Raw genomic sequence first — 18510 nt, forward strand, 5'->3', positions numbered from 1 at the left:
TGCGCCCGGGCTTTTTTGCAAAGTGCTGATCGTTCAGATCAGAACTTCATGCCGAGACCGAGAAGGACGCGGTTGTCCTTGTCGCTGACCTCGGAGCCGTTGAAGGTGTCGCTGCCGAAATCGGTGTAGCGATACTCGACGCGGCCGAAGACATTGTCGGTGACCATGATGTCGGCACCGCCGCCGGCCGTCCAGCCGATCATGGTGTTGCTTTCGCTAACGCCACCGGTGGTGACTTCCAGGTCCTTTGCCGCGCCACCTGCCGTTGCGTAGAGCAGAACGGTCGGCGAAACGACGTAGCCGAGGCGAGCGCGCAGCGAGCCCTCGACGCCCGAATCGGAGGTCGTGCCGGCATTGGCGCCATCCGCCCAGCTGTAGCCGATGTCGGCTTCGGCACCGGCAACGATGTTGCCGACCTGGTAGTTGTAGCCAACGAAGCCGTTGAGTAGGAAGCCATCGGTGTTGATGGTGTTGGGGACGCTTTCGTCTTCGGTGCGGCCCGAGAAGGCATAACCGCCGGTCAGACCGGCATAGGCACCCGTCCAGGTGGCGACGGGCGGCTCTTCCATCGGTGCGGCCGGAAGCGGTGGCTCTTCCATCATGACGTCGGCTGCGTAGGCGGGCATTGCGCCCATCAGGGCAACGAGCCCAATCGCCGCTGCCACGGGTCGCAAGTTCTTGAGGTGATCGTACATTCGTTTACTCCATGGCCACAAACACAGTGTGGGTTCGATGAGACGCCCCATGCCGTCCGGGAGGGTGAACGGCATGGTCGCCTGACAGTTCCGAATGTCGTGCTGAAATGTGGCTCGAGAGCACCTGAAATTGGGTCTTTGGCCGGCGCCAATGAGGCTGAATGTTGACGTTGCCATTCGGCCACAGGCGATGTCAGGAGTATGGCTGTCTGATCCCGCCAAGCCGCTTGGTATATGGGGCGGAGCGCCCTATATCTTTGCTTCGGGTGCGGTGCGGCCGGAACCACGGGCGGGTCGCCACGACGCGATCGCCACAATGTTGCCCGAAGCGCGAACGGATCTTAACGAAGCTGCCGCCACCAAAGCGGTCGGCGCCTTCCGGTCGAACAAGGAACGCTGATGACGCAAGCCGCTGGTACGGCGCTGGTTACGGGTGGGGCAAGGCGGATCGGCGCGGCAATCGTCGAGGATCTGGCCGCGCACGGTTTCGCCGTGGCGATCCACTGCAACAGCTCACGGGACGACGCCGACCGCCTTGCCGCGAAGATCACCGAATCCGGCGGCCGCAGCGCCGTGGTGCAGGCGGACCTGACGGACATGGAACAGGTCGACGCGCTCGTCGCCGAAGCGGCGGCAAAGCTCGGTCCGATCGACCTTCTCGTCAACAGCGCGTCCGTCTTCGAGGACGATGCCCTCGAAAACTTCGACCCTGTCGTCTGGGAGAGGCACTTTGCCGTGCATCTCAAGGCGCCGGCGCTTCTGTCTCGGCACTTCGCGGCGGGTCTGCCCGCCGGCGCAAGGGGCCTGATCGTCAATGTCATCGACCAGCGGGTGTGGAAACCGACGCCGCGCTACTTCTCCTACACGCTCTCGAAATCGGCGCTGTGGACCGCCACCCAGACGATGGCGCAGGCGCTCGGCCCCGATATTCGCGTCAATGCGCTCGGACCGGGGCCGACCCTTCCCAATGCCCGGCAGGGCAGCCAGGACTTTGCCGCGCAGGTGGACGGGCTGATCCTCAAGCGCGGGCCGGACCTCGCGGAGTTCGGCGCCACGATCCGGTACCTGTGGCAGGCGCAGTCCGTGACCGGCCAGATGATCGCGCTCGACGGCGGCCAGCATCTTGCGTGGCGCACGCCCGATGTGACAGGCATGGTGGAATGAGCGGAGAGGACGCAAAGAAGCTGCAGGGCGCCGGCGCCGCGGACGACGATGTCGCGGGCTTCGTCGAGGGCGACGGGGCCGACGACGACGCCGTCCAGCCCGACGAGGCCCCGGAGGCGCTCGCGCCCGCGCCGGACATGCCTTTCACGGCGATCGACTGGACGGCGCATGTCGGCGATGCCGACGGCATGGTCGGGGCCGAGGTCATCCAGACCCTTGTCAAGCAACTGCCCAATGCGCCCGGCGTCTACCGGATGATGAACGCCGCCGGCGACGTGCTCTATGTCGGCAAGGCGCGCAGCCTGAAGAAGCGCGTGACCAACTATGCGCAGGGCCGCTTCCACACCAACCGCATCGGCCGCATGGTGCGCCAGACGGTGACGATGGAGTTCGTCGTCACCCGCACCGAGATCGAGGCGCTGCTTCTCGAGGCGAACCTGATCAAGCGGCTGAGGCCGCGCTACAACGTGCTGATGCGGGACGACAAGTCGTTCCCCTACATCGTTCTCACCGGCGACCATCCGGCGCCCGGCATCTTCAAGCACCGCGGCGCGCGCTCGCGCAAGGGCGACTATTTCGGTCCCTTCGCCTCGGCCGGCGCCGTCGGCCGCACGATCAATTCCCTGCAGCGGGCGTTCCTGCTCAGGACCTGTACCGACTCCGTGTTCGAGAGCCGCACGCGACCCTGCCTGCTCTACCAAATCAAGCGCTGCTCCGGCCCCTGCACGGGCGAGATCGCCGCGAAGGATTATGCCGAGCTGGTGCAGGAGACGAAGGACTTCCTGTCCGGCCGCAGCCAGAAGGTGAAGACCGAGATTTCGCAGCAGATGCAGCATGCCGCCGAGGATCTCGATTTCGAGCGCGCCGCCGTCTACCGCGACCGCCTTGCCGCGCTGTCGCATGTGCAGAGCCATCAGGGCATCAACCCGCAGGGCGTCGAGGAGGCGGACGTCTTCGCCATCCACCAGCATGGCGGCCAGGTCGGCATCCAGGTCTTCTTCTTCCGCACCGGCCAGAACTGGGGCAACCGCGCCTATTTCCCGAAGGCGGATTCGGCACTCGACGCGTCGGAGGTGCTGGGCTCGTTCCTTGCGCAGTTCTACGACGACAAGCCGTGTCCGCGCCTCCTGCTGCTGTCGCACAATGTGGACGAACAAGAGCTGCTGGAGCAGGCGCTGAGCACCAAGGCCGGCCACAAGGTGTCGATCCTGGTGCCCAGGCGCGGCGAGAAGAAGGACCTGGTCGACCATGCCGTGCAGAATGCGCGCGAGGCGTTGGGACGCAGGCTGGCCGAAACCTCGACGCAGACGCGGCTGCTGGCCGGTTTTGCCGAGACCTTCGGGCTGGACAGCCCGCCGCGCCGCATCGAGGTCTACGACAACTCGCACATCATGGGCACGAATGCCGTCGGCGGGATGATCGTTTCAGGCCCCGAAGGCTTCGTGAAGAACCAGTACCGCAAGTTCAACATCCGCTCGACCGACATCACGCCGGGCGACGATTTCGGCATGATGCGCGAGGTCATGCAGCGCCGCTTCTCGCGGCTGATCAAGGAACATGGCGACGCGCCGGCTCTGGTCGAGGGCGACGACAGCGAAGAGTCGGCATTCCCGGCATGGCCCGATGTCATCCTGATCGATGGCGGTCAGGGCCAGATGTCGGCGGTAGAGACCATATTGGCCGAACTCGGCATCACCGACAGGGTGACGGCCATCGGCGTCGCCAAGGGTCAGGACCGCGAAGCTGGTCGCGAGCGCTTCTTCGTCAGGGGCAGGCAGGCCTTCACGCTGCCGGTGCGCGATCCGGTGCTTTATTTCGTGCAACGCCTGCGCGACGAGGCGCACCGCTTTGCCATCGGCTCTCACCGCGCCCGCCGCAAGAAGGAGATGGTGCGCAACCCGCTCGATGAGATCAGCGGCATCGGTCCGGGGCGCAAACGAGCGCTGCTGCTGCATTTCGGGACCGCCAAGGCGGTCAGCAACGCGGCCATCGACGACCTGACGGCAGTCGACGGGATTTCCGCATCTGTCGCGCGGCTCGTCTACAATCACTTTCACGACAACTGACGGAAGACCGCTGGGATTCGACTGTGCCACATTCTTCAGGCAGTTGACCCTCAACAGTGCCTTCTGATTTCAGTACAACTGACAACGAGCTGCGGGAATTCATGTCCAAACACGCTTTCAACCTGCCGAACATGCTCACCTACGGACGCATTCTCGCTGTCCCGCTGGTGGTATTGTGCTTCTTTCTCGAAGGCCGGCTGCAGTCGAGCGACTTTGCCCGCTGGAGCGCCTTTGCCATTTTCGTGATCGCCAGCATTACCGACTACTTCGACGGTTACCTTGCGCGCGCCTGGCAGCAGCAGTCGAACATCGGCCGGATGCTGGACCCGATTGCCGACAAGCTTCTCGTCTCGACCTGCCTGCTGCTTCTGGCCGCCGACACGGACCGCACCATCGCCGGCTGGTCGCTGTGGGCGGCGATCATCATCCTGTGCCGGGAGATTCTCGTTTCGGGCCTGCGCGAATACCTCGCCGCACTGAAGGTCAGCGTACCGGTCACGCAGCTCGCCAAGTGGAAGACCGCGATCCAGATGCTGGCCATCGCAGCGCTTCTCATCGGGCCGGCCGGCCACAAGATCGTGCCCTACTGGACGCAGATGGGCATCGCCATGCTCTGGGTGGCCGCCATCGTGACGCTCTATACGGGCTATGACTATTTCCGCGCCGGCGCCAAGCACATCATGGACGAATGACGATGACCAAGCTTGTCTATTTCGCCTGGGTTCGCGAGCGCATCGGCAAGCCTGAGGAGGACGTGGTCGTGCCCGCCGGCGTCGACACAGTGGCCGACCTGCTGGTCTGGCTGAAGTCGCGTGGCGACGAGTACCAGACGGCGCTCAGGCATCCGGAGGTTATCCGGGTCGCCATCAACCACGAGCATGTCGACCACGCGACGCGGATTGCCGGGGCCGGCGAGATCGCGCTGTTTCCGCCCATGACGGGCGGTTGACCGCCATGGCTGGTCCGGTCCTTCCCGTGGTCCGCCTGCAGGCCGAAGACTTCGACATCGGCGAAGAGATCGCGCGGCTGACGACGGGCAATTCCGACGTCGGTGCCGTGGTGACCTTTTCCGGCCTATGCCGCGGCGAGCAGGGCTCGCTTTCGGCGCTGGAGCTCGAACACTATCCCGGCATGGCAGAGGCGGAGATCGCGCGCATCGCAAAGGAAGCCACCGGACGCTGGCCGCTGGCCGGGCTGACGGCCATCCACCGCTACGGCAAGATCAGGCCCGGCGAGAACATCGTGCTGGTCGTCGCCGCCTCCGCGCACCGCCAGGCTGCCTTCGAGGCCGCAAGCTTCCTCATGGACTTTCTCAAGTCCCGGGCGCCCTTCTGGAAGAAGGAGCACCATGCCGATGGCTCCGAGGGCGGCTGGGTCGATGCCAAGGAATCGGACGACGCGGCGGCCGCGCGCTGGAAACCCTGAAAGCGCCCACGAAGAGCCACGGAAGCGACTCAATCCTCTGGTGACTTTCGGGTCGGAACAGGAGGAACGGGTCATGCACGCAATTGCCGAACTGCTCATTTTCGGGCTCGCGCCCTTGCTCTTCGGAGGGCTCGTCATGCCGCAGCCCGTTTCCGCCGAGGAAAAGACGATCGTCGGCGAGGTTACCTATGACGAGCGCATGGCGCCCCCGCCGGGAGCCGTGCTGACCGTCCGGCTGACCGGCCTGGCCGGCGCGGACGAGGCGGAAACGGTGGTGGCGCAACAGACGATCCGCGACTTCGGCGAGGTGTCGGCCGGTTTCGCCGTCACCTTCGATCCCGCCACCCTGCAGCCGGGTGCGCGCTACCGGCTCCATGCCGAGGTGAGCGTCGACGGGCGCGTCCTGCTGTCGGAGGATCTGTCGGACCCGGCCGAGTTGCAAGGGACCGGCCCGCTGCGGCTGAAGCTGGTGCGGGCGCAGGCCTGAGGCATAGCCGGCGACGAAAAGAAAAAGCCGGGCATGACCCGGCTTTTCTTTTGAACTCAGTCGCTTGAGGCGACCGGCGGACTCTTTGTCTCAGCCGACGATTTCGGTATCCGAGAACCAGTACTTGATCTCTGCGGCAGCGGTCTCCGGCGCGTCGGAACCGTGCACGGAGTTCTCGCCGATCGACAGGGCGTGGACCTTGCGGATGGTGCCTTCCTCGGCGTTGGCCGGATTGGTGGCGCCCATCACTTCGCGGTTCTTCGCGATGGCGTTCTCGCCTTCCAGGACCTGCACGATGGTCGGCGCCGACGACATGAAGTCCACCAGTTCGCCGAAGAACGGGCGGTCCTTGTGGACGGCGTAGAAGCCTTCCGCCTCGCGGCGGCTCATCCAGACGCGGCGCGATGCGACGACGCGCAGGCCGGCGTCTTCCAGCATCTTGGTGATGGCGCCGGTCAGGTTGCGCCGGGTTGCGTCCGGCTTGATCATCGAAAAAGTGCGTTCGAGCGCCATGGTCATTCCTTCTGGGGATTTGGGATTGGTTCGTGGCGCGCTCTATACAAGCGGGCTGCGGCCTTGCCAAGGCCCGGACGGCTGACCGCCACCCGAACGCTTACGCGGCCTCCACCCGGCGGCCGAGGCCACCGTGCAGATCAAGGCAGCGCTCGAACCAGTCCAGCACCGGGTCGTCGGATGCCAGCAGCGCGAAGGGCGAGACGACGCGGACCCACTGGAAGGCGCCGAAAACGATGTAGTCGGCAAACAGCGGCGATGTGCCGCCGATGTACGGCTGGTAGTCGAGCATGCTCCTGAGCGGCGCCAGGGAGGCGCGGAACGCCTCCAGACCCGCCTCGCGCGCCGCCGGAACATCTTCCAGGCGCCTGCCGAACCTCCTTTCGCGGCTCTCCCGGAAGTAGGCCTGGTCGACCGGCGCCAGGCTGTCATGAATATCCACGAGGGCCGCAGCTCCGAGATAGCCGTGGATCGTGCCCTGCGACCAACGCTCGATGAAGCGTGCCATGGCCTGTCCGCCGGGCCCCCCGAACAGCGACGGCCGGTCCGGGTAGGTCTCGTCGAGATAGACCGCTATGTCGAAGGAATCGGCGATCACCCTGTCGCCGTCGCGGATCACCGGCACCGTTCTCGAAATGCTGCCCTCGACCTCCGGGACACCGGTGAAGGGGACCGGCACGCGGTCGAAATCGAGTTGCTTGTGGGCCAGCGCCATCGCTGCCTTCCAGCAATGCGGGCTGAAGGGTCGCGCCGGGTCCTTGCCGACGAGTTCGTAGAGCACAATGGTCATTGGCGCATCATCCGGTTGCGGTTAGGTAGTGGCCATATTCCGCAGACGATCGGCGAAGGGAAGTCCTTGAAACAGCATTTCATGATGTTCGCGGCCTATAATGAGTGGGCCAACCAGCGTGTCTACGAGGCGGCTGAAAGTCTGACCCCGGACGAGTGGCACCGCGATATGGGCGCCTTCTTCGGGTCGATGATGGCCACGCTGAACCACGTGCTGGTCGCCGACCGTATCTGGATGAAGCGCTTCACCGGCGAGGGCCAGGCGCCGGCGAGCCTGGACACGATCCTGTTTGCTGAGTTGGCAAAGCTGCGCGCTGCGAGGGAGGCCGAGGACAGGGGGATTGTCCGATGGGTGGGTTCCCTCGGCGAGAAGGCGCTTTCCGGACGCTTCACTTACATGACGGCGACCGACATGCGCACGATCTCGCAGCGGCTGGCGCCGGCGCTGGCACATTTCTTCAACCACCAGACGCACCACCGGGGCCAGGCGCACACGATCCTTACAGCTCTCGGAAAGCCTTCGCTGCAGCTGGATCTGATCTACTTCCAGCGGGCGGAGGAGGGCCGGGCATTCGCCTGAGCGCAGAGGCCGGCATATCGAGAACTTTCGACAGTTTTGAACGTATAAAATGATATAAAAATTCTACAGTACAGATTTACATTGAATACATAATAAAAGATTCAGAGAGCATGGGAACTGTACTCAATATCGCTGGTTGTGTTCTCAATCACCTGTTGAAAGTGAAAAGGTGAGACACAACAAAGAGGCGAAAACAATGACCTATTCCAAGAACATCAAAGCTATCCTTTCCATGGGTGCCGTGGTTGCTGCGCTGAGCATGCCGGCTTCGGCGCAGGGCATCGGCGTCGGTGCCTCGATCGGCGGCAGCGACGGCGTGAGCGCAGGCGTCGGTGCTTCGCTTGGCGGCGGCAATGGCGTCAGCGCGGGTGCCGGTGCGTCCATCGGTGGCAGCGACGGCGTCGGCGCCGGCGCGGATGCGTCCTTCGGCGGCGGCAGCGGGGTCGGCGCGGGCGTCGGCGCATCGATCGGCGGCAGCAGCGGCGTCAACGCCGGCGCAGGCGTCGGTATCGGCGGCGACGACGGCGTCAACGCCAGGGCCGGTCTTGGCGTTGGCGACGACGTTGGTGTCGGCGTCGGCATCGACACCGGAGCCACCACCTCGTCAACCGGCAATGCGACCAACAGCGGTCTTGCCGCGGTGGTGAACAACATGTCGGCGAGCGAACTGGCGCAGACGAAGAAGCGCTGCCAGCAGGTGCTCGGCAACAGCGCCCGCTTCGGCAGGGATCTGGTGGCGCTTTGCAGGCTGGTCCGGACGGCGAGCCGCTAAAGCCTCCGAACGCAGTTGGGACGGCCCGCCCCGGCGGGCCGTCCTTCGTCAGCCGGCCTTTCCACACAGCCCTTGCAGTAGGGCCCTGACCCGTGCAAAAGCCGGGCCATGCTGATCATCGACGACCTTTCCCTCCGCATCGCCGGACGTCTCCTTCTCGACCATGCCTCGCTGACCCTGCCGGCCGGCACGAAGGCGGGCCTTGTCGGCCGCAACGGCACCGGCAAGACGACGCTCTTCAAGGCGATCACCGGCGACCTGTCGTCCGAGACCGGATCGGTCAGCCTTCCCAAGCAGACCCGCATCGGCCAGGTGGCGCAGGAAGCGCCCGGCACCGAGGAGCCGCTGATCGACATCGTGCTCAAGGCCGATGTCGAGCGCACCGCGCTGATGGCGGAAGAGAAGACGGCCACCGATCCCAACCGCATCGCCGAAATCCACATGCGGCTGGCCGACATCGACGCCCACTCGGCAGAATCCCGCGCCGCGACCATACTGGCCGGCCTCGGCTTCGACGCCGAGGCGCAGCAGCGGCCGGCCTCGTCCTTCTCGGGCGGCTGGCGCATGCGCGTGGCGCTCGCCGCCGTTCTGTTCTCGCAGCCCGACCTGCTGCTGCTCGACGAGCCGACCAACTACCTCGACCTCGAAGGCACGCTGTGGCTGGAAACCTACGTTTCCAAGTATCCCCACACCGTGCTCCTGATCTCGCATGACCGCGACCTCTTGAACCGCGCGGTCAATTCCATCGTCCATCTCGACAAGCAGAAGCTGACCTTCTGGCGCGGCGGCTACGACCAGTTCGAGCGCCAGCGCGCCGAGCAGGCCGAGTTGCAGGAGAAGGGCCGCGTCAAGCAGGAGGCCGCGCGCAAGCACCTGCAGTCCTTCGTCGACCGTTTCCGCGCCAAGGCCTCCAAGGCGCGCCAGGCGCAGTCGCGCATCAAGGCGCTGGAGCGCATGAAGCCGATCGAGGCCGTTTCCAGCGACAGCGTGCGCCCCTTCAGCTTTCCCGAGCCGGTCAAGACCGTCGCCTCGCCGATCATCGCGCTCGACCACGTCAATGTCGGCTACCAGGCGGGAAAACCGATCCTGAAGAACATGACGCTCAGGATCGACGCCGACGACCGCATCGCGCTGCTTGGCGCCAACGGCAACGGCAAGTCGACCTTCGCCAAGCTCTTGGCCGGACGGCTGAAGCAGGAGACCGGCACCATCACCGTCGCGCCGGGCCTCAAGGTGGCGATCTTTGCGCAGCACCAGCTCGACGATCTGCGCCCCGACGAGAATGCCTACGAGCATGTCCGGCGCCTGATGCCCGATGCGCCCGAATCCAAGGCGCGGGCGCGCGTCGCGCAGTTCGGCCTGTCGACCGAGAAGATGAACACGCCCGCCAAGGACCTGTCGGGCGGCGAGAAGGCGCGCCTCCTGATGGGCCTGTCCGCCTTCGACGGCCCCAACCTCTTCATCCTCGACGAGCCGACCAACCATCTCGACATCGACAGCCGTGAATCGCTGATCCACGCCCTCAACGATTTTCCAGGCGCCGTGATCCTGATTTCGCATGACCGCCACCTGCTCGAGGCGACGGCCGACCGGCTCTGGCTGGTCAAGGACGGGCAGGTCAATCCCTATGACGGCGACCTCGCCGATTACCGCCAGCTGGTCACCGGCGGGGCGGGCGACCGCCGCGAGCGCCGGGAGGCGGACAAGGCCTCGAAGGCCGACCGCAGGCGCGAGGCGGCGCAGCGGCGCGCCGCCATGGAGCCGGTGGCCAAGGAAATCCGCGCCACCGAGGCGCTGATGGACCGTATCCGCAAGCGCATCGACAGCATCGAGGACGAGCTCGCCGACCCGGCCGTCTACGAAAAGGACCCCTCGACCGCGACGCAGCTCGCCAAGGAGCGCTCGAAGCTCACCGCCTCGCTCGCCGGCCACGAGGAACGCTGGCTGACGCTGTCGGCGGAATACGAGGAAGGCACGGCGGAATAGCGCGGCGCCTGTCGCAGGCACCAGCCTCAGGGGAATCCGGGCCATGGCATGGAAACTTGACGAGACAGTCGAAACCTCGGCCGGTCCGGTCGCCGCCGGGTCCGCCGGCTCCGGCCCCGCGCTGGTGCTGGCGCATGGCTGGCCATGGTCGTCCTTCTCCTGGCATCGCGTCATCCCGGCGCTCGCCGAACGCTACAGCGTCCACTGGTACGACATGCCGGGCTATGGCCGTTCCGGCAAAACGCCCGATCAGCGCACGTCGCTCGACGTGCAGGGCAAGATCTTTGCCGAGATGCTCGCCCACTGGCGGCTCGACCGGCCGTCCGTCGTGGCGCATGATTTCGGCGGCGCCACCACGCTGCGCGCGCATCTGCTGCATGGCTGCGACTTCGCGCGCCTGGTGCTCATGAACGTCGTCGCGCTGCGGCCATGGGGCTCCGACTTCTTCGACCATGTCGGCCGCCACGTCGAGGCCTTCTCCGGCCTGCCGCCGCACATCCACAAGGCGGTCGTGGAGGCCTACATCCAGGGCGCGCTGGTCTCCGATATCGACGCGAGGGATTTTCGCGGGCTGGCCGATCCCTGGCTCACCGGGGAGGGGAGCGCCAGCTTCTACCGGCAGTTCGCGCAGGCCGACGAGAAATACACCGCCGAGATCGAGCCGCACTTCGGCGAACTGCGCTGTCCGGCGCACATCCTCTGGGGCGAGGACGATCCCTGGATACCGCTGGCGCGCGGCAGGGCGCTGCATGCGCTGATGCCGGGTTCGACCTTCGAAACCCTGCCCGGCGTCGGCCACCTGCCGCAGCTCGAGGCGCCCGAGCCATTGCTCGAGAAATTGTTCGCCCACTTGTCGCCGCGGCGCTAGGGCAATCCGCGCGCTGGCGTGTCGAGACAACTCCCCGCCATGCGGTACCGGAGTGCCTTGCCTTGTCCGGTCGCTTGGCTACGATCTCCCGGATACGAAGACCGGAGGGGATGCGGACGATGGATTTTCAAACCTTCAAGGACACGCTGGAGGACAGCGCCCCGCCGGCCAGCGTCGGCCTTGCGCTCGAGGCGCTGTGGTGGGACGCCCGGGGCGACTGGGAGAAGGCCCACGAATGCGCCCAGCAGCGCGATGATGCCGCCGGCGCCCATGTCCACGCCTATCTGCACCGTAAGGAGGGCGACCAGCCCAACGCCAACTACTGGTACCGCCGCGCCGGGGCCACGCCGTCGACCCTGACGCTGGACGCGGAATGGGAAGAACTGGTGCGCAAGCTTCTGGCCACGGCCACGTGAGCAGCCGGAGCCACCGCGATGCGACCTCTTCTCTACTCGATCAACGTGACGCTCGACGGGTGCGTTGACCACAACGCCATACCGGCGGACCCGACCCTCGCTGATCGGCACCTGCGGGCCGTGCACCGCCACGCCACCGAGAGCATCGGCCGGGCCGACACCCTGCTGTTCGGCCGCGTCACCTATCAGATGATGGAGGACGCCTGGCGGCTCGACACGCGCACCGTGACGATGCCCGATTGGACGGACCCCTTCGCCCGCACCATCGATGCGATGAAGAAACACGTGGTGTCGAGCACGCTCGACCGGGTCGACTGGAATGCCGAACTGGTCCGTGGAGATCTGGCCGAGGCCGTCCAGGCGCTCAAGCAGCAGCCGGGCAGGGCGCTGTTCACCGGCGGCGTCACACTGCCCAGGGCGCTGGCGGAACTGAACCTGATCGACGAGTACGAGTTCGTCGTTCAGCCGCTTGTCGCGGGCCATGGTCCGACCCTGTTCGCCGGCCTTTCCAGGTCAGTCGACCTGGAACTCACCGACCGGATCGAGCTGGACTCGGGTGCGATGGCGTTGCGCTACAGGCCGAGAGGCTAGGCCCGCCCGCCGCGGCCCGCATCGAGACATCGTGCGCCGTCCTCTCCGCCGGCCGATCTCCCCCTTGAGGGGGGTGAGCAGCCGGTTCGCGGAACGCGAAGTCACCATGCCGGTGGCATAGTGAAAGGCCGGCGAACGCCGGGACGCTGCGCAGCAGCGGGGACCCGGCCGGGCCCGGCAGGGCAGAGGGGGGCGCTGTCCCGCTGCGTCTTAATTGTCCTCGTCTTCGCGCGGTTGCCTCAGAACTTGGGTTCCTCGCCCCCACAAGGTGGGGGAGCGGTGCCGAGCGCAGCGAGTTGGTGAGGGGGCTCTCACGGACATCGTTGTTGGCGGCGAGGCCGGACGTTGAGCCGGTTTGCGACGTAACCGAAGGCCGTCGCATCTTAGCAAGTGTTGAGTGGCAGCAAAGGGGTGGGAAGCGGACAGTCAGCTCTTGGTGAAAAGTCTGGCAGAGCAACTGAATGAGCCGGGATTTCGGACTGGCGCTGTAGTGACGGCCTAAAAGACTCGGAAGCTACTTGGCTGCAGCATCGTCATAGATCTCCGTGCCCTGCCAATTTCTCCAGTCACCGCGACGACACGCCCATTACGATGCGCGTCGACGGCAAGAAGATAGTCCTCAGCGGAAAGACGGACCCTCAAGACGATCGAGCCAATCTCGCTGCTCGTGCCTTCAAGGCCGATCTCATATCGCCCTTCATCCAGCAAATTCGCGGGTATCTCCCTCGTCTCGAGGCGCACCACTTGCCCCACCACCGTAATCAGGGCCGGGCCTGCTGTCGGCCTAAGCTGAGAAATGGCGCTATCGAGAAAGGGAAGTGCCGCGTCTTCGATCTCAGCGCTCAAACGGATGTCTGGAGATGGTGCCCACGCCGGCGTAAGCGTTATGTCATATTTGATTTTGCTCGATGACGTGTCTGCTACCCACGTTGTGAAGTCGTTCAGCATATTGAAATTGAAGCCCTCGGCAGCGCCAATCAAAAGCGGCTCAGCGCTCTTCAAGGTGGTGGCTTTCTCCACGATCGTAAGGCCCCGTGCAATTCGTTCGATGACACGCCTTTCAAGCGGCGCAGGTGGAATATCGCCGTCCAAAGTCTTCACCCCAGGTCCCGCTGGCGACTCGATGGTGAACCCGAAACTGCCCTTAAACGTGTGTCCAAACCGACAGCTGTTCGCGTACTCTCCGCCTGCGCTTTGGTTGTCCGAAACCACCAAGGTCTTACGAATTTCGGCAGCAGCCGCAGAAGTCAAAAATTTGCGGGCATTGACGATGAATTTTTCGGCGACACGTATGTGGATGGATTCTCTAAGCACCACGCTGTCAGGCAACGTGGCGCGGAGCAGATCAAAATCATACATGGAAATGTCGCGAGCGAGCCGTTCGACCTCCATTCCGGTTACGGTGGAAAGCGTTCGTAATGCCTGCAATATCCGCCGCTCGATATCCTCGGACTCACGATTGCTTAGCACAATTTCTGGCGAACTATCTTTGTCAGGACCGAGTGTGAAAAGTTCCAGCGCGCCGCCACGGAGGCTCGACATTTGCCACCGGTTCGCAAGCAGATAACGGCGCATAAGTCCTAGAGGCGGGAGAGAAACAGCGTGGGGGTCAGACATAATCTTGTTCGCCCCGCTGGTAAGCCTCAGCGCTGTTCAAAAGCGCTGTTAGCCCCGCCGCATTGAGGTGGTTGCCCCGCGGGATGCGAACCCTCTTTTTCGAAGAATTGGCAGTAGGGTTGCCGGGCGCTTGCCAGTACCAATAGCACGATCGCGTAAGTAGCAGCGCCCGTTCATTCTGGCGTAGCCATGAAATTTCCTGCGCGGGTAGACACAGCAGGATCAGCACGAGCGGGACAGCGGCAGGGTCTCGCAGCGCCATTTTGTTGAAGGCAGTTGCCTCCATGTCGTACACTATGAAGCGGTCATCGACTGTCCAATTCACCGTAGCCTTGAGTTGGTATTCCAGAGTGAACCCCGTTTCGGTGCGCCCTGCGATCGTGTCTTTCACCGGATGGAAGGTGCCGTCGACGCCGTAATCATGCAGAGCGCGAGTCACATTAATGCCCACACGCCCCGCGATTGCGTCGACGTAGGCCATGGACAGCCTTTCCTTTATGTGCGGTTCGAGTATCACGAAAAAGACGCTTCCCAAAAGCTCTAGCATTTTGAGGATACTGGCTGAGAGGAAGTCAATACTTCGTTGAGCATCCCATGAAGCCTTTGCCGCACCCGTTCCAATTGATATTTGGGTAGCGTGTCAACGTCAGCCTTTAGGAACCTGCGGAGTCTTAGCGGATGACCGCAATGGGGTCGCAACCCGCCATGTCAGCGATTCCTGAATGCGTCCGTTTTTCGATTGCCCCCCATTTCATCCACACCCTCCGCACCCGCGCTAAAATCCCGCCGCCCTTAACGGAGGGACGGCGATGGACTGGGACCTGGCAATCGAGAAGAACCGAGCGGCGCTGATGCGCGTGCTCGCCATGCTCGTCGCCATGGCCGGATGCCTGACCTCTCCCCTTGCGGGCTTCGAGGCCCGATCTTTCGGTCGAGCCAGTGGCTCGACCGTCGGCCGAGAAGGCCGGGGAGATTGCGAAGCAATCGGGGTCCCCGGCAATGTGCGCGAAGCCGAGGCGCCGGCCGATCCTGGAGAGGGGGCCTTTTCCCCGACGCTGCCGCGCCATCTCCACCGCGCCATCCTGCGCCTGCTGCGCGCGGCCGAATCCGCCGTGCGGCGGCTGGTCATCGTCATGGCGCGCGGCGTGACGCTTCAGCCGCCGCGCCGGCGCGCGGCAAGACCGCGCCCGGCGATGCTGCGCGACCGCTTCGGCACCGGCATTCTTGTGCCGCCCGGCGCGCGGCCCGCCCTGCGGCCGCGACCCGGCACGCTGTCGCTGCCGCTGCTCGATCCGCTCCGGCCCTTCCGCGCCCGCCGGCCGGTCGCGACAGGCATTCCCCGCATCTCGTTTCCGGGCGTCACCGCGCCGTCCCCGATCACGCTGCGGCGTCCGCCAGCCCCCGACGACCCGCTTGACGCAACCCGTCTTGCACTCAGGCTTAGGGCGCTCGGCGCCGCCCTCGACGATCTGCCCGGACAGGCGAGACGTTTTGCGCGCTGGCGGGCCTTGAAGAAGGCGGGGCGCACCCGCCGCGCCTGGCCGCTGCGTCCGGGCCGTGCGCCCGGCCAGCGTCCCGCCGGGCGGCGCAGGCACGCCGTTTTCGACATCCTCAACGATCTCCAGGGCCTTGCGCTCGAAGCGCTGGCGCATCCCGACACGTCGTGACGCGGTCCGCCGCACCATCCGCAATCCCGCCCGTGGCCCTTACGGCCGCGAACCCTTTCGCGCGTCCACGACCCATCGCTTGAGGGTTTGGAGAACAGGCAACTCCGGTGGGCTGCCCCGAAAGCCGAAGTCGAGCCTCGAAGGACCCACCCCGCCGCCATTTCTGGCACTACACGCGGCCGCCGTTTCCGGCTAGAAACGCGGCATGAACCAGCATGCCAGCATTCTCAAAGCCAAGATCAAGGTCGGCCATTCGGCCTGCCCGCACGACTGCCCCTCGACCTGTGCGCTCGACGTCGAGCTGCTGGGCGACAACCGTATCGGCCGCGTGCACGGCGCCAGGGACAACAGCTATACGGCCGGCGTCGTCTGCGCCAAGGTGGCCCGCTATGCCGACCGGGTGCACCATCCCGACCGGCTGCTGAAGCCCCTGGTGCGCGGCGGCGCGAAGGGCGAGGGCATCTGGCGCGAGGCGAGCTGGGAGGCGGCGCTCGACCTGGTGGCCGAAAAATTCATCGCCGCCGAGCAGAAGCTCGGCAGCGAGACGGTCTGGCCCTATTTCTATGCCGGCACGATGGGGCTGGTGCAGCGCGACAGCATCGAGCGGCTGCGCCACGCGAAGAAATATTCCGGCTTCTTCGGCTCGATCTGCACCAACCTTGCCTGGACCGGCTACGTGATGGGCACCGGCGCGCTGCGCGGCCCCGATCCGCGCGAGATGGCGAAGTCGGATTGCGTGGTCATCTGGGGCACCAATGCGGTCGCCACCCAGGTCAACGTGATGACCCACGCCGTGCGCGCCCGCAAGGAGCGCGGCGCCAGGATCGTCGTCATCGACGTCTACGACAATGCGACGATGAAGCAGGCCGACATGGCGCTGCTGCTGAAGCCGGGCACGGACGGCGCGCTCGCCTGCGCGGTGATGCACGTGCTGTTCCGCGACGGCCTGGCCGACCGCGCCTATCTCGAAAAATACAGCGACGACCCGCAGGGCCTCGAGGCGCATCTCGCCGACCGCACGCCGCAATGGGCCTCGGCGATCACCGGCCTGCCGGTCGAGGAGATCGAGGCCTTCGCGCGGCTCGTCGGCACGACGCCGAAAACCTTCTTCCGGCTGGGCTACGGCTTTGCCCGCCAGCGCAACGGCGCCGTCAACATGCATGCGGCACTCTCGGTCGCCACGGTGGCCGGCAGCTGGCAGCACGAGGGCGGCGGCGCCTTCCACTCCAATTCCGGCATCTTCGGGCTCGACAAATCCTTGCTCGAGGGCGCCAGCCTGCGCGATCCGTCGATCCGCTATCTCGACCATTCGCGCATCGGCCCGGTGCTGACCGGGGCGCCCGACGCGCTCTATGGCGGCCCGCCGGTCACCGCCATGCTGATCCAGAACACCAACCCGGTGAATGTCGCGCCGGAGCAGCGCCTGGTGAAACAGGGCTTTCTGCGCGACGACCTGTTCACCTGCGTGCACGAGCAGTTCATGACCGACACGGCGAAGCTCGCCGACGTCGTGCTGCCGGCCACCATGTTCCTCGAGCACGACGACCTCTACCGCGGCGGCGGCAACCAGCACGTCAATCTGGGGCCGAAGCTCATCGACCCTCCGGAGGGCCCGCGCACCAACCTTTTCGTCATCGAGGAACTCGCGAAGCGGCTGGGCGTCTCGCACCATCCGGGCTTCGGCATGAGCGAAGAGGAGCATATCGACGTCATCCTCGGGCGGCGGGGGCTCGGCTCCTTCGCGACGCTGAAGGACCAGAAGTGGATCGACATGCAGCCGGACTTCGAGACGTCGCATTTTCTCGGCGGATTCGGCCATGCGGACGGAAAGTTCCGCTTCAGGCCCGACTGGACGGGCCAGGTGGCGCCCAACCGCCCGCCCGAGAGCATGGGCCTTCTCGGACCTCACCAGTCGCTGCCTGTCTTCCCCGACCATGTCGAGCTCATCGAGGTGGCCGACGCGGAACACCCGTTCCGCCTGGCGACCTCGCCGGCCCGCAACTTTTTGAATTCGAGCTTCGCCGAGACGCCGGTGTCGCGGACGCGCGAGGGCCGGCCGCAGCTGCTGATCCATCCCATGGACGCGGCGCTGGCCGGCCTGTCGGACGGGGATCGCGTCGAGATCGGCAATGGCCGCGGCGAGATCGTGCTGCATGCGAAATTGTTCGACGGGGTCCGGCGCGGCGTCGTCATCGCCGAGGGCATCTGGCCGAACGATGCGCATGAGCGCGGCGAGGGCATCAACGTGCTGACCGGCGCCGACGCGCCGGCGCCCTATGGCGGTGCGGCGTTCCACGACAACAAGGTCTGGCTGCGCGCCGCCGGCTGACACCGGCCGGGACGGCTACTTCTCGTCGCCGAGATCTTTCGGCCGCAGGACATGGGTCAGGCGGGCGGTGCGGGGGCCAAGCGCTTCCCATGCGCCGTCGAAACTCAGGCGCGCGAGCGCTGCGGTCGGAAACTTACTGGAGGCACTGTCGATTGCAGCGGGCGCGGAATCCGCGCCGGCGAGGCTGAGCACCAGGTCGGCCATGCCCGGATTGTGGCCGACGAGGATCAGCGTCCCGATCCTGTCGGGGGTCTGCCGGATTTCCGCCAGCAGCGCTTCGGCAGCGGCTTCGTAGAGGGTCGGGCTGAACGAGGTTTCCGGTTCCGGGCCGAGCTCCGTGCAGGCCAGCTCCCACGTGGCGCTGGTGCGCGCAGAACTCGATACCAGGGCCCTGTCGGGCAGCCAGCCGCGCCGGGCGATCTCACGACCCATGCGGGAGGCAGCGGCGATGCCGCGCGGCGCCAGCGGCCGGTCGATGTCGGCCAGCGACGCATCGTCCCAGCTCGATTTTCCATGCCTCAGAAGCAGCAGCGTCTTCATGCCGT

Annotated in this window: 20 protein-coding genes; 14 read left to right on the top strand and 6 right to left on the bottom strand. The window is 65.5% G+C overall.

Going from position 1 to position 18510, the window contains the following annotated elements; all coding sequences use genetic code 11:
• Nucleotides 1–38 precede the first annotated feature (38 nt).
• Nucleotides 39–695 (bottom strand): outer membrane protein, encoded by a 657-nt coding sequence (locus ACT2BZ_RS15445; RefSeq protein WP_457936020.1) that lies wholly within the window; start codon nucleotides 693–695, stop codon nucleotides 39–41.
• A 399-nt stretch (nucleotides 696–1094) separates the two neighbouring features.
• Here ACT2BZ_RS15445 and ACT2BZ_RS15450 point away from each other — a divergent pair, with 399 nt between their 5' ends.
• The 6 genes from ACT2BZ_RS15450 (at nucleotide 1095) to ACT2BZ_RS15475 (ending at nucleotide 5837) form a co-directional block, all read left to right on the top strand.
• Nucleotides 1095–1859 (top strand): SDR family oxidoreductase, encoded by a 765-nt coding sequence (locus ACT2BZ_RS15450; protein ID WP_457936021.1) that lies wholly within the window; start codon nucleotides 1095–1097, stop codon nucleotides 1857–1859.
• Complete coding sequence (gene uvrC / locus ACT2BZ_RS15455; RefSeq protein WP_457936022.1) at nucleotides 1856–3925, top strand: excinuclease ABC subunit UvrC; 2070 nt, start codon at nucleotides 1856–1858, stop codon at nucleotides 3923–3925. Before ACT2BZ_RS15450 ends, uvrC begins: the two co-directional genes overlap by 4 nt.
• 101 nt (nucleotides 3926–4026) lie before the next feature.
• A complete protein-coding gene (pgsA, locus tag ACT2BZ_RS15460) occupies nucleotides 4027–4617 on the top strand; it encodes a CDP-diacylglycerol--glycerol-3-phosphate 3-phosphatidyltransferase (protein WP_457936023.1) in 591 nt (196 codons plus the stop codon).
• 2 nt (nucleotides 4618–4619) lie between these two features.
• Nucleotides 4620–4874 carry a molybdopterin converting factor subunit 1 gene (gene moaD / locus ACT2BZ_RS15465; RefSeq protein WP_457936024.1) on the top strand — a complete coding sequence of 85 codons (255 nt, stop codon included), beginning with the start codon at nucleotides 4620–4622 and terminating at the stop codon, nucleotides 4872–4874.
• Nucleotides 4875–4879: 5 nt separating this feature from the next.
• On the top strand, nucleotides 4880–5350 hold the full coding sequence (locus tag ACT2BZ_RS15470) for a molybdenum cofactor biosynthesis protein MoaE (protein ID WP_457936025.1): 471 nt from the start codon (nucleotides 4880–4882) through the stop codon (nucleotides 5348–5350).
• A 73-nt stretch (nucleotides 5351–5423) separates the two neighbouring features.
• The gene (locus ACT2BZ_RS15475; protein WP_457936026.1) at nucleotides 5424–5837 is read left to right on the top strand and encodes a YbaY family lipoprotein; all 414 of its coding nucleotides are present in this window, start codon (nucleotides 5424–5426) and stop codon (nucleotides 5835–5837) included.
• A gap of 90 nt (nucleotides 5838–5927) precedes the next feature.
• Here ACT2BZ_RS15475 and ndk read toward each other — a convergent pair whose 3' ends face one another.
• Nucleotides 5928–6350, bottom strand: a complete 423-nt coding sequence (gene ndk / locus ACT2BZ_RS15480) for a nucleoside-diphosphate kinase (RefSeq protein WP_457936027.1) — start codon at nucleotides 6348–6350, stop codon at nucleotides 5928–5930.
• Between the two features lie 100 nt (nucleotides 6351–6450).
• The gene (locus ACT2BZ_RS15485) at nucleotides 6451–7140 is read right to left on the bottom strand and encodes a glutathione S-transferase family protein (RefSeq protein WP_457936028.1); all 690 of its coding nucleotides are present in this window, start codon (nucleotides 7138–7140) and stop codon (nucleotides 6451–6453) included.
• Nucleotides 7141–7206: 66 nt separating this feature from the next.
• Between ACT2BZ_RS15485 and ACT2BZ_RS15490 the strand changes: the two genes are divergently transcribed.
• The 6 genes from ACT2BZ_RS15490 to ACT2BZ_RS15515 all read left to right on the top strand — a co-directional run bounded on the left by ACT2BZ_RS15490 (nucleotide 7207) and on the right by ACT2BZ_RS15515 (nucleotide 12352).
• Nucleotides 7207–7719 (top strand): DinB family protein, encoded by a 513-nt coding sequence (locus ACT2BZ_RS15490; RefSeq protein WP_457936029.1) that lies wholly within the window; start codon nucleotides 7207–7209, stop codon nucleotides 7717–7719.
• Between the two features lie 196 nt (nucleotides 7720–7915).
• Complete coding sequence (locus ACT2BZ_RS15495) at nucleotides 7916–8491, top strand: hypothetical protein (RefSeq protein ID WP_457936030.1); 576 nt, start codon at nucleotides 7916–7918, stop codon at nucleotides 8489–8491.
• A 108-nt stretch (nucleotides 8492–8599) separates the two neighbouring features.
• Nucleotides 8600–10477, top strand: coding sequence for an ABC-F family ATP-binding cassette domain-containing protein (locus ACT2BZ_RS15500; protein WP_457936031.1), 1878 nt, complete (start codon nucleotides 8600–8602; stop codon nucleotides 10475–10477).
• A 43-nt stretch (nucleotides 10478–10520) separates the two neighbouring features.
• Nucleotides 10521–11345 (top strand): alpha/beta fold hydrolase, encoded by an 825-nt coding sequence (locus ACT2BZ_RS15505; RefSeq protein ID WP_457936032.1) that lies wholly within the window; start codon nucleotides 10521–10523, stop codon nucleotides 11343–11345.
• Between the two features lie 110 nt (nucleotides 11346–11455).
• The gene (locus ACT2BZ_RS15510) at nucleotides 11456–11761 is read left to right on the top strand and encodes a hypothetical protein (RefSeq protein ID WP_457936033.1); all 306 of its coding nucleotides are present in this window, start codon (nucleotides 11456–11458) and stop codon (nucleotides 11759–11761) included.
• 18 nt (nucleotides 11762–11779) lie between these two features.
• Complete coding sequence (locus ACT2BZ_RS15515) at nucleotides 11780–12352, top strand: dihydrofolate reductase family protein (protein ID WP_457936034.1); 573 nt, start codon at nucleotides 11780–11782, stop codon at nucleotides 12350–12352.
• 498 nt (nucleotides 12353–12850) lie between these two features.
• On the opposite strand, the gene ACT2BZ_RS15520 is transcribed toward ACT2BZ_RS15515, so the two are convergent.
• Complete coding sequence (locus tag ACT2BZ_RS15520; protein WP_457936035.1) at nucleotides 12851–13927, bottom strand: hypothetical protein; 1077 nt, start codon at nucleotides 13925–13927, stop codon at nucleotides 12851–12853.
• A gap of 34 nt (nucleotides 13928–13961) precedes the next feature.
• A complete protein-coding gene (locus tag ACT2BZ_RS15525; protein WP_457936036.1) occupies nucleotides 13962–14450 on the bottom strand; it encodes a DUF4365 domain-containing protein in 489 nt (162 codons plus the stop codon).
• Between the two features lie 328 nt (nucleotides 14451–14778).
• On the opposite strand from ACT2BZ_RS15525, the gene ACT2BZ_RS15530 reads away from it, so the two are divergent.
• Nucleotides 14779–15636 carry a hypothetical protein gene (locus ACT2BZ_RS15530; protein WP_457936037.1) on the top strand — a complete coding sequence of 286 codons (858 nt, stop codon included), beginning with the start codon at nucleotides 14779–14781 and terminating at the stop codon, nucleotides 15634–15636.
• Nucleotides 15637–15841: 205 nt separating this feature from the next.
• Nucleotides 15842–17965: a molybdopterin-containing oxidoreductase family protein gene (locus tag ACT2BZ_RS15535; protein ID WP_457936038.1), complete on the top strand. Its 2124-nt coding sequence runs from the start codon at nucleotides 15842–15844 to the stop codon at nucleotides 17963–17965.
• 15 nt (nucleotides 17966–17980) lie between these two features.
• On the opposite strand, the gene ACT2BZ_RS15540 is transcribed toward ACT2BZ_RS15535, so the two are convergent.
• Nucleotides 17981–18505 (bottom strand): SixA phosphatase family protein, encoded by a 525-nt coding sequence (locus tag ACT2BZ_RS15540; RefSeq protein WP_457936039.1) that lies wholly within the window; start codon nucleotides 18503–18505, stop codon nucleotides 17981–17983.
• Nucleotides 18506–18510 lie beyond the last annotated feature (5 nt).

Source organism: Mesorhizobium sp. 10J20-29 (assembly GCF_054130485.1).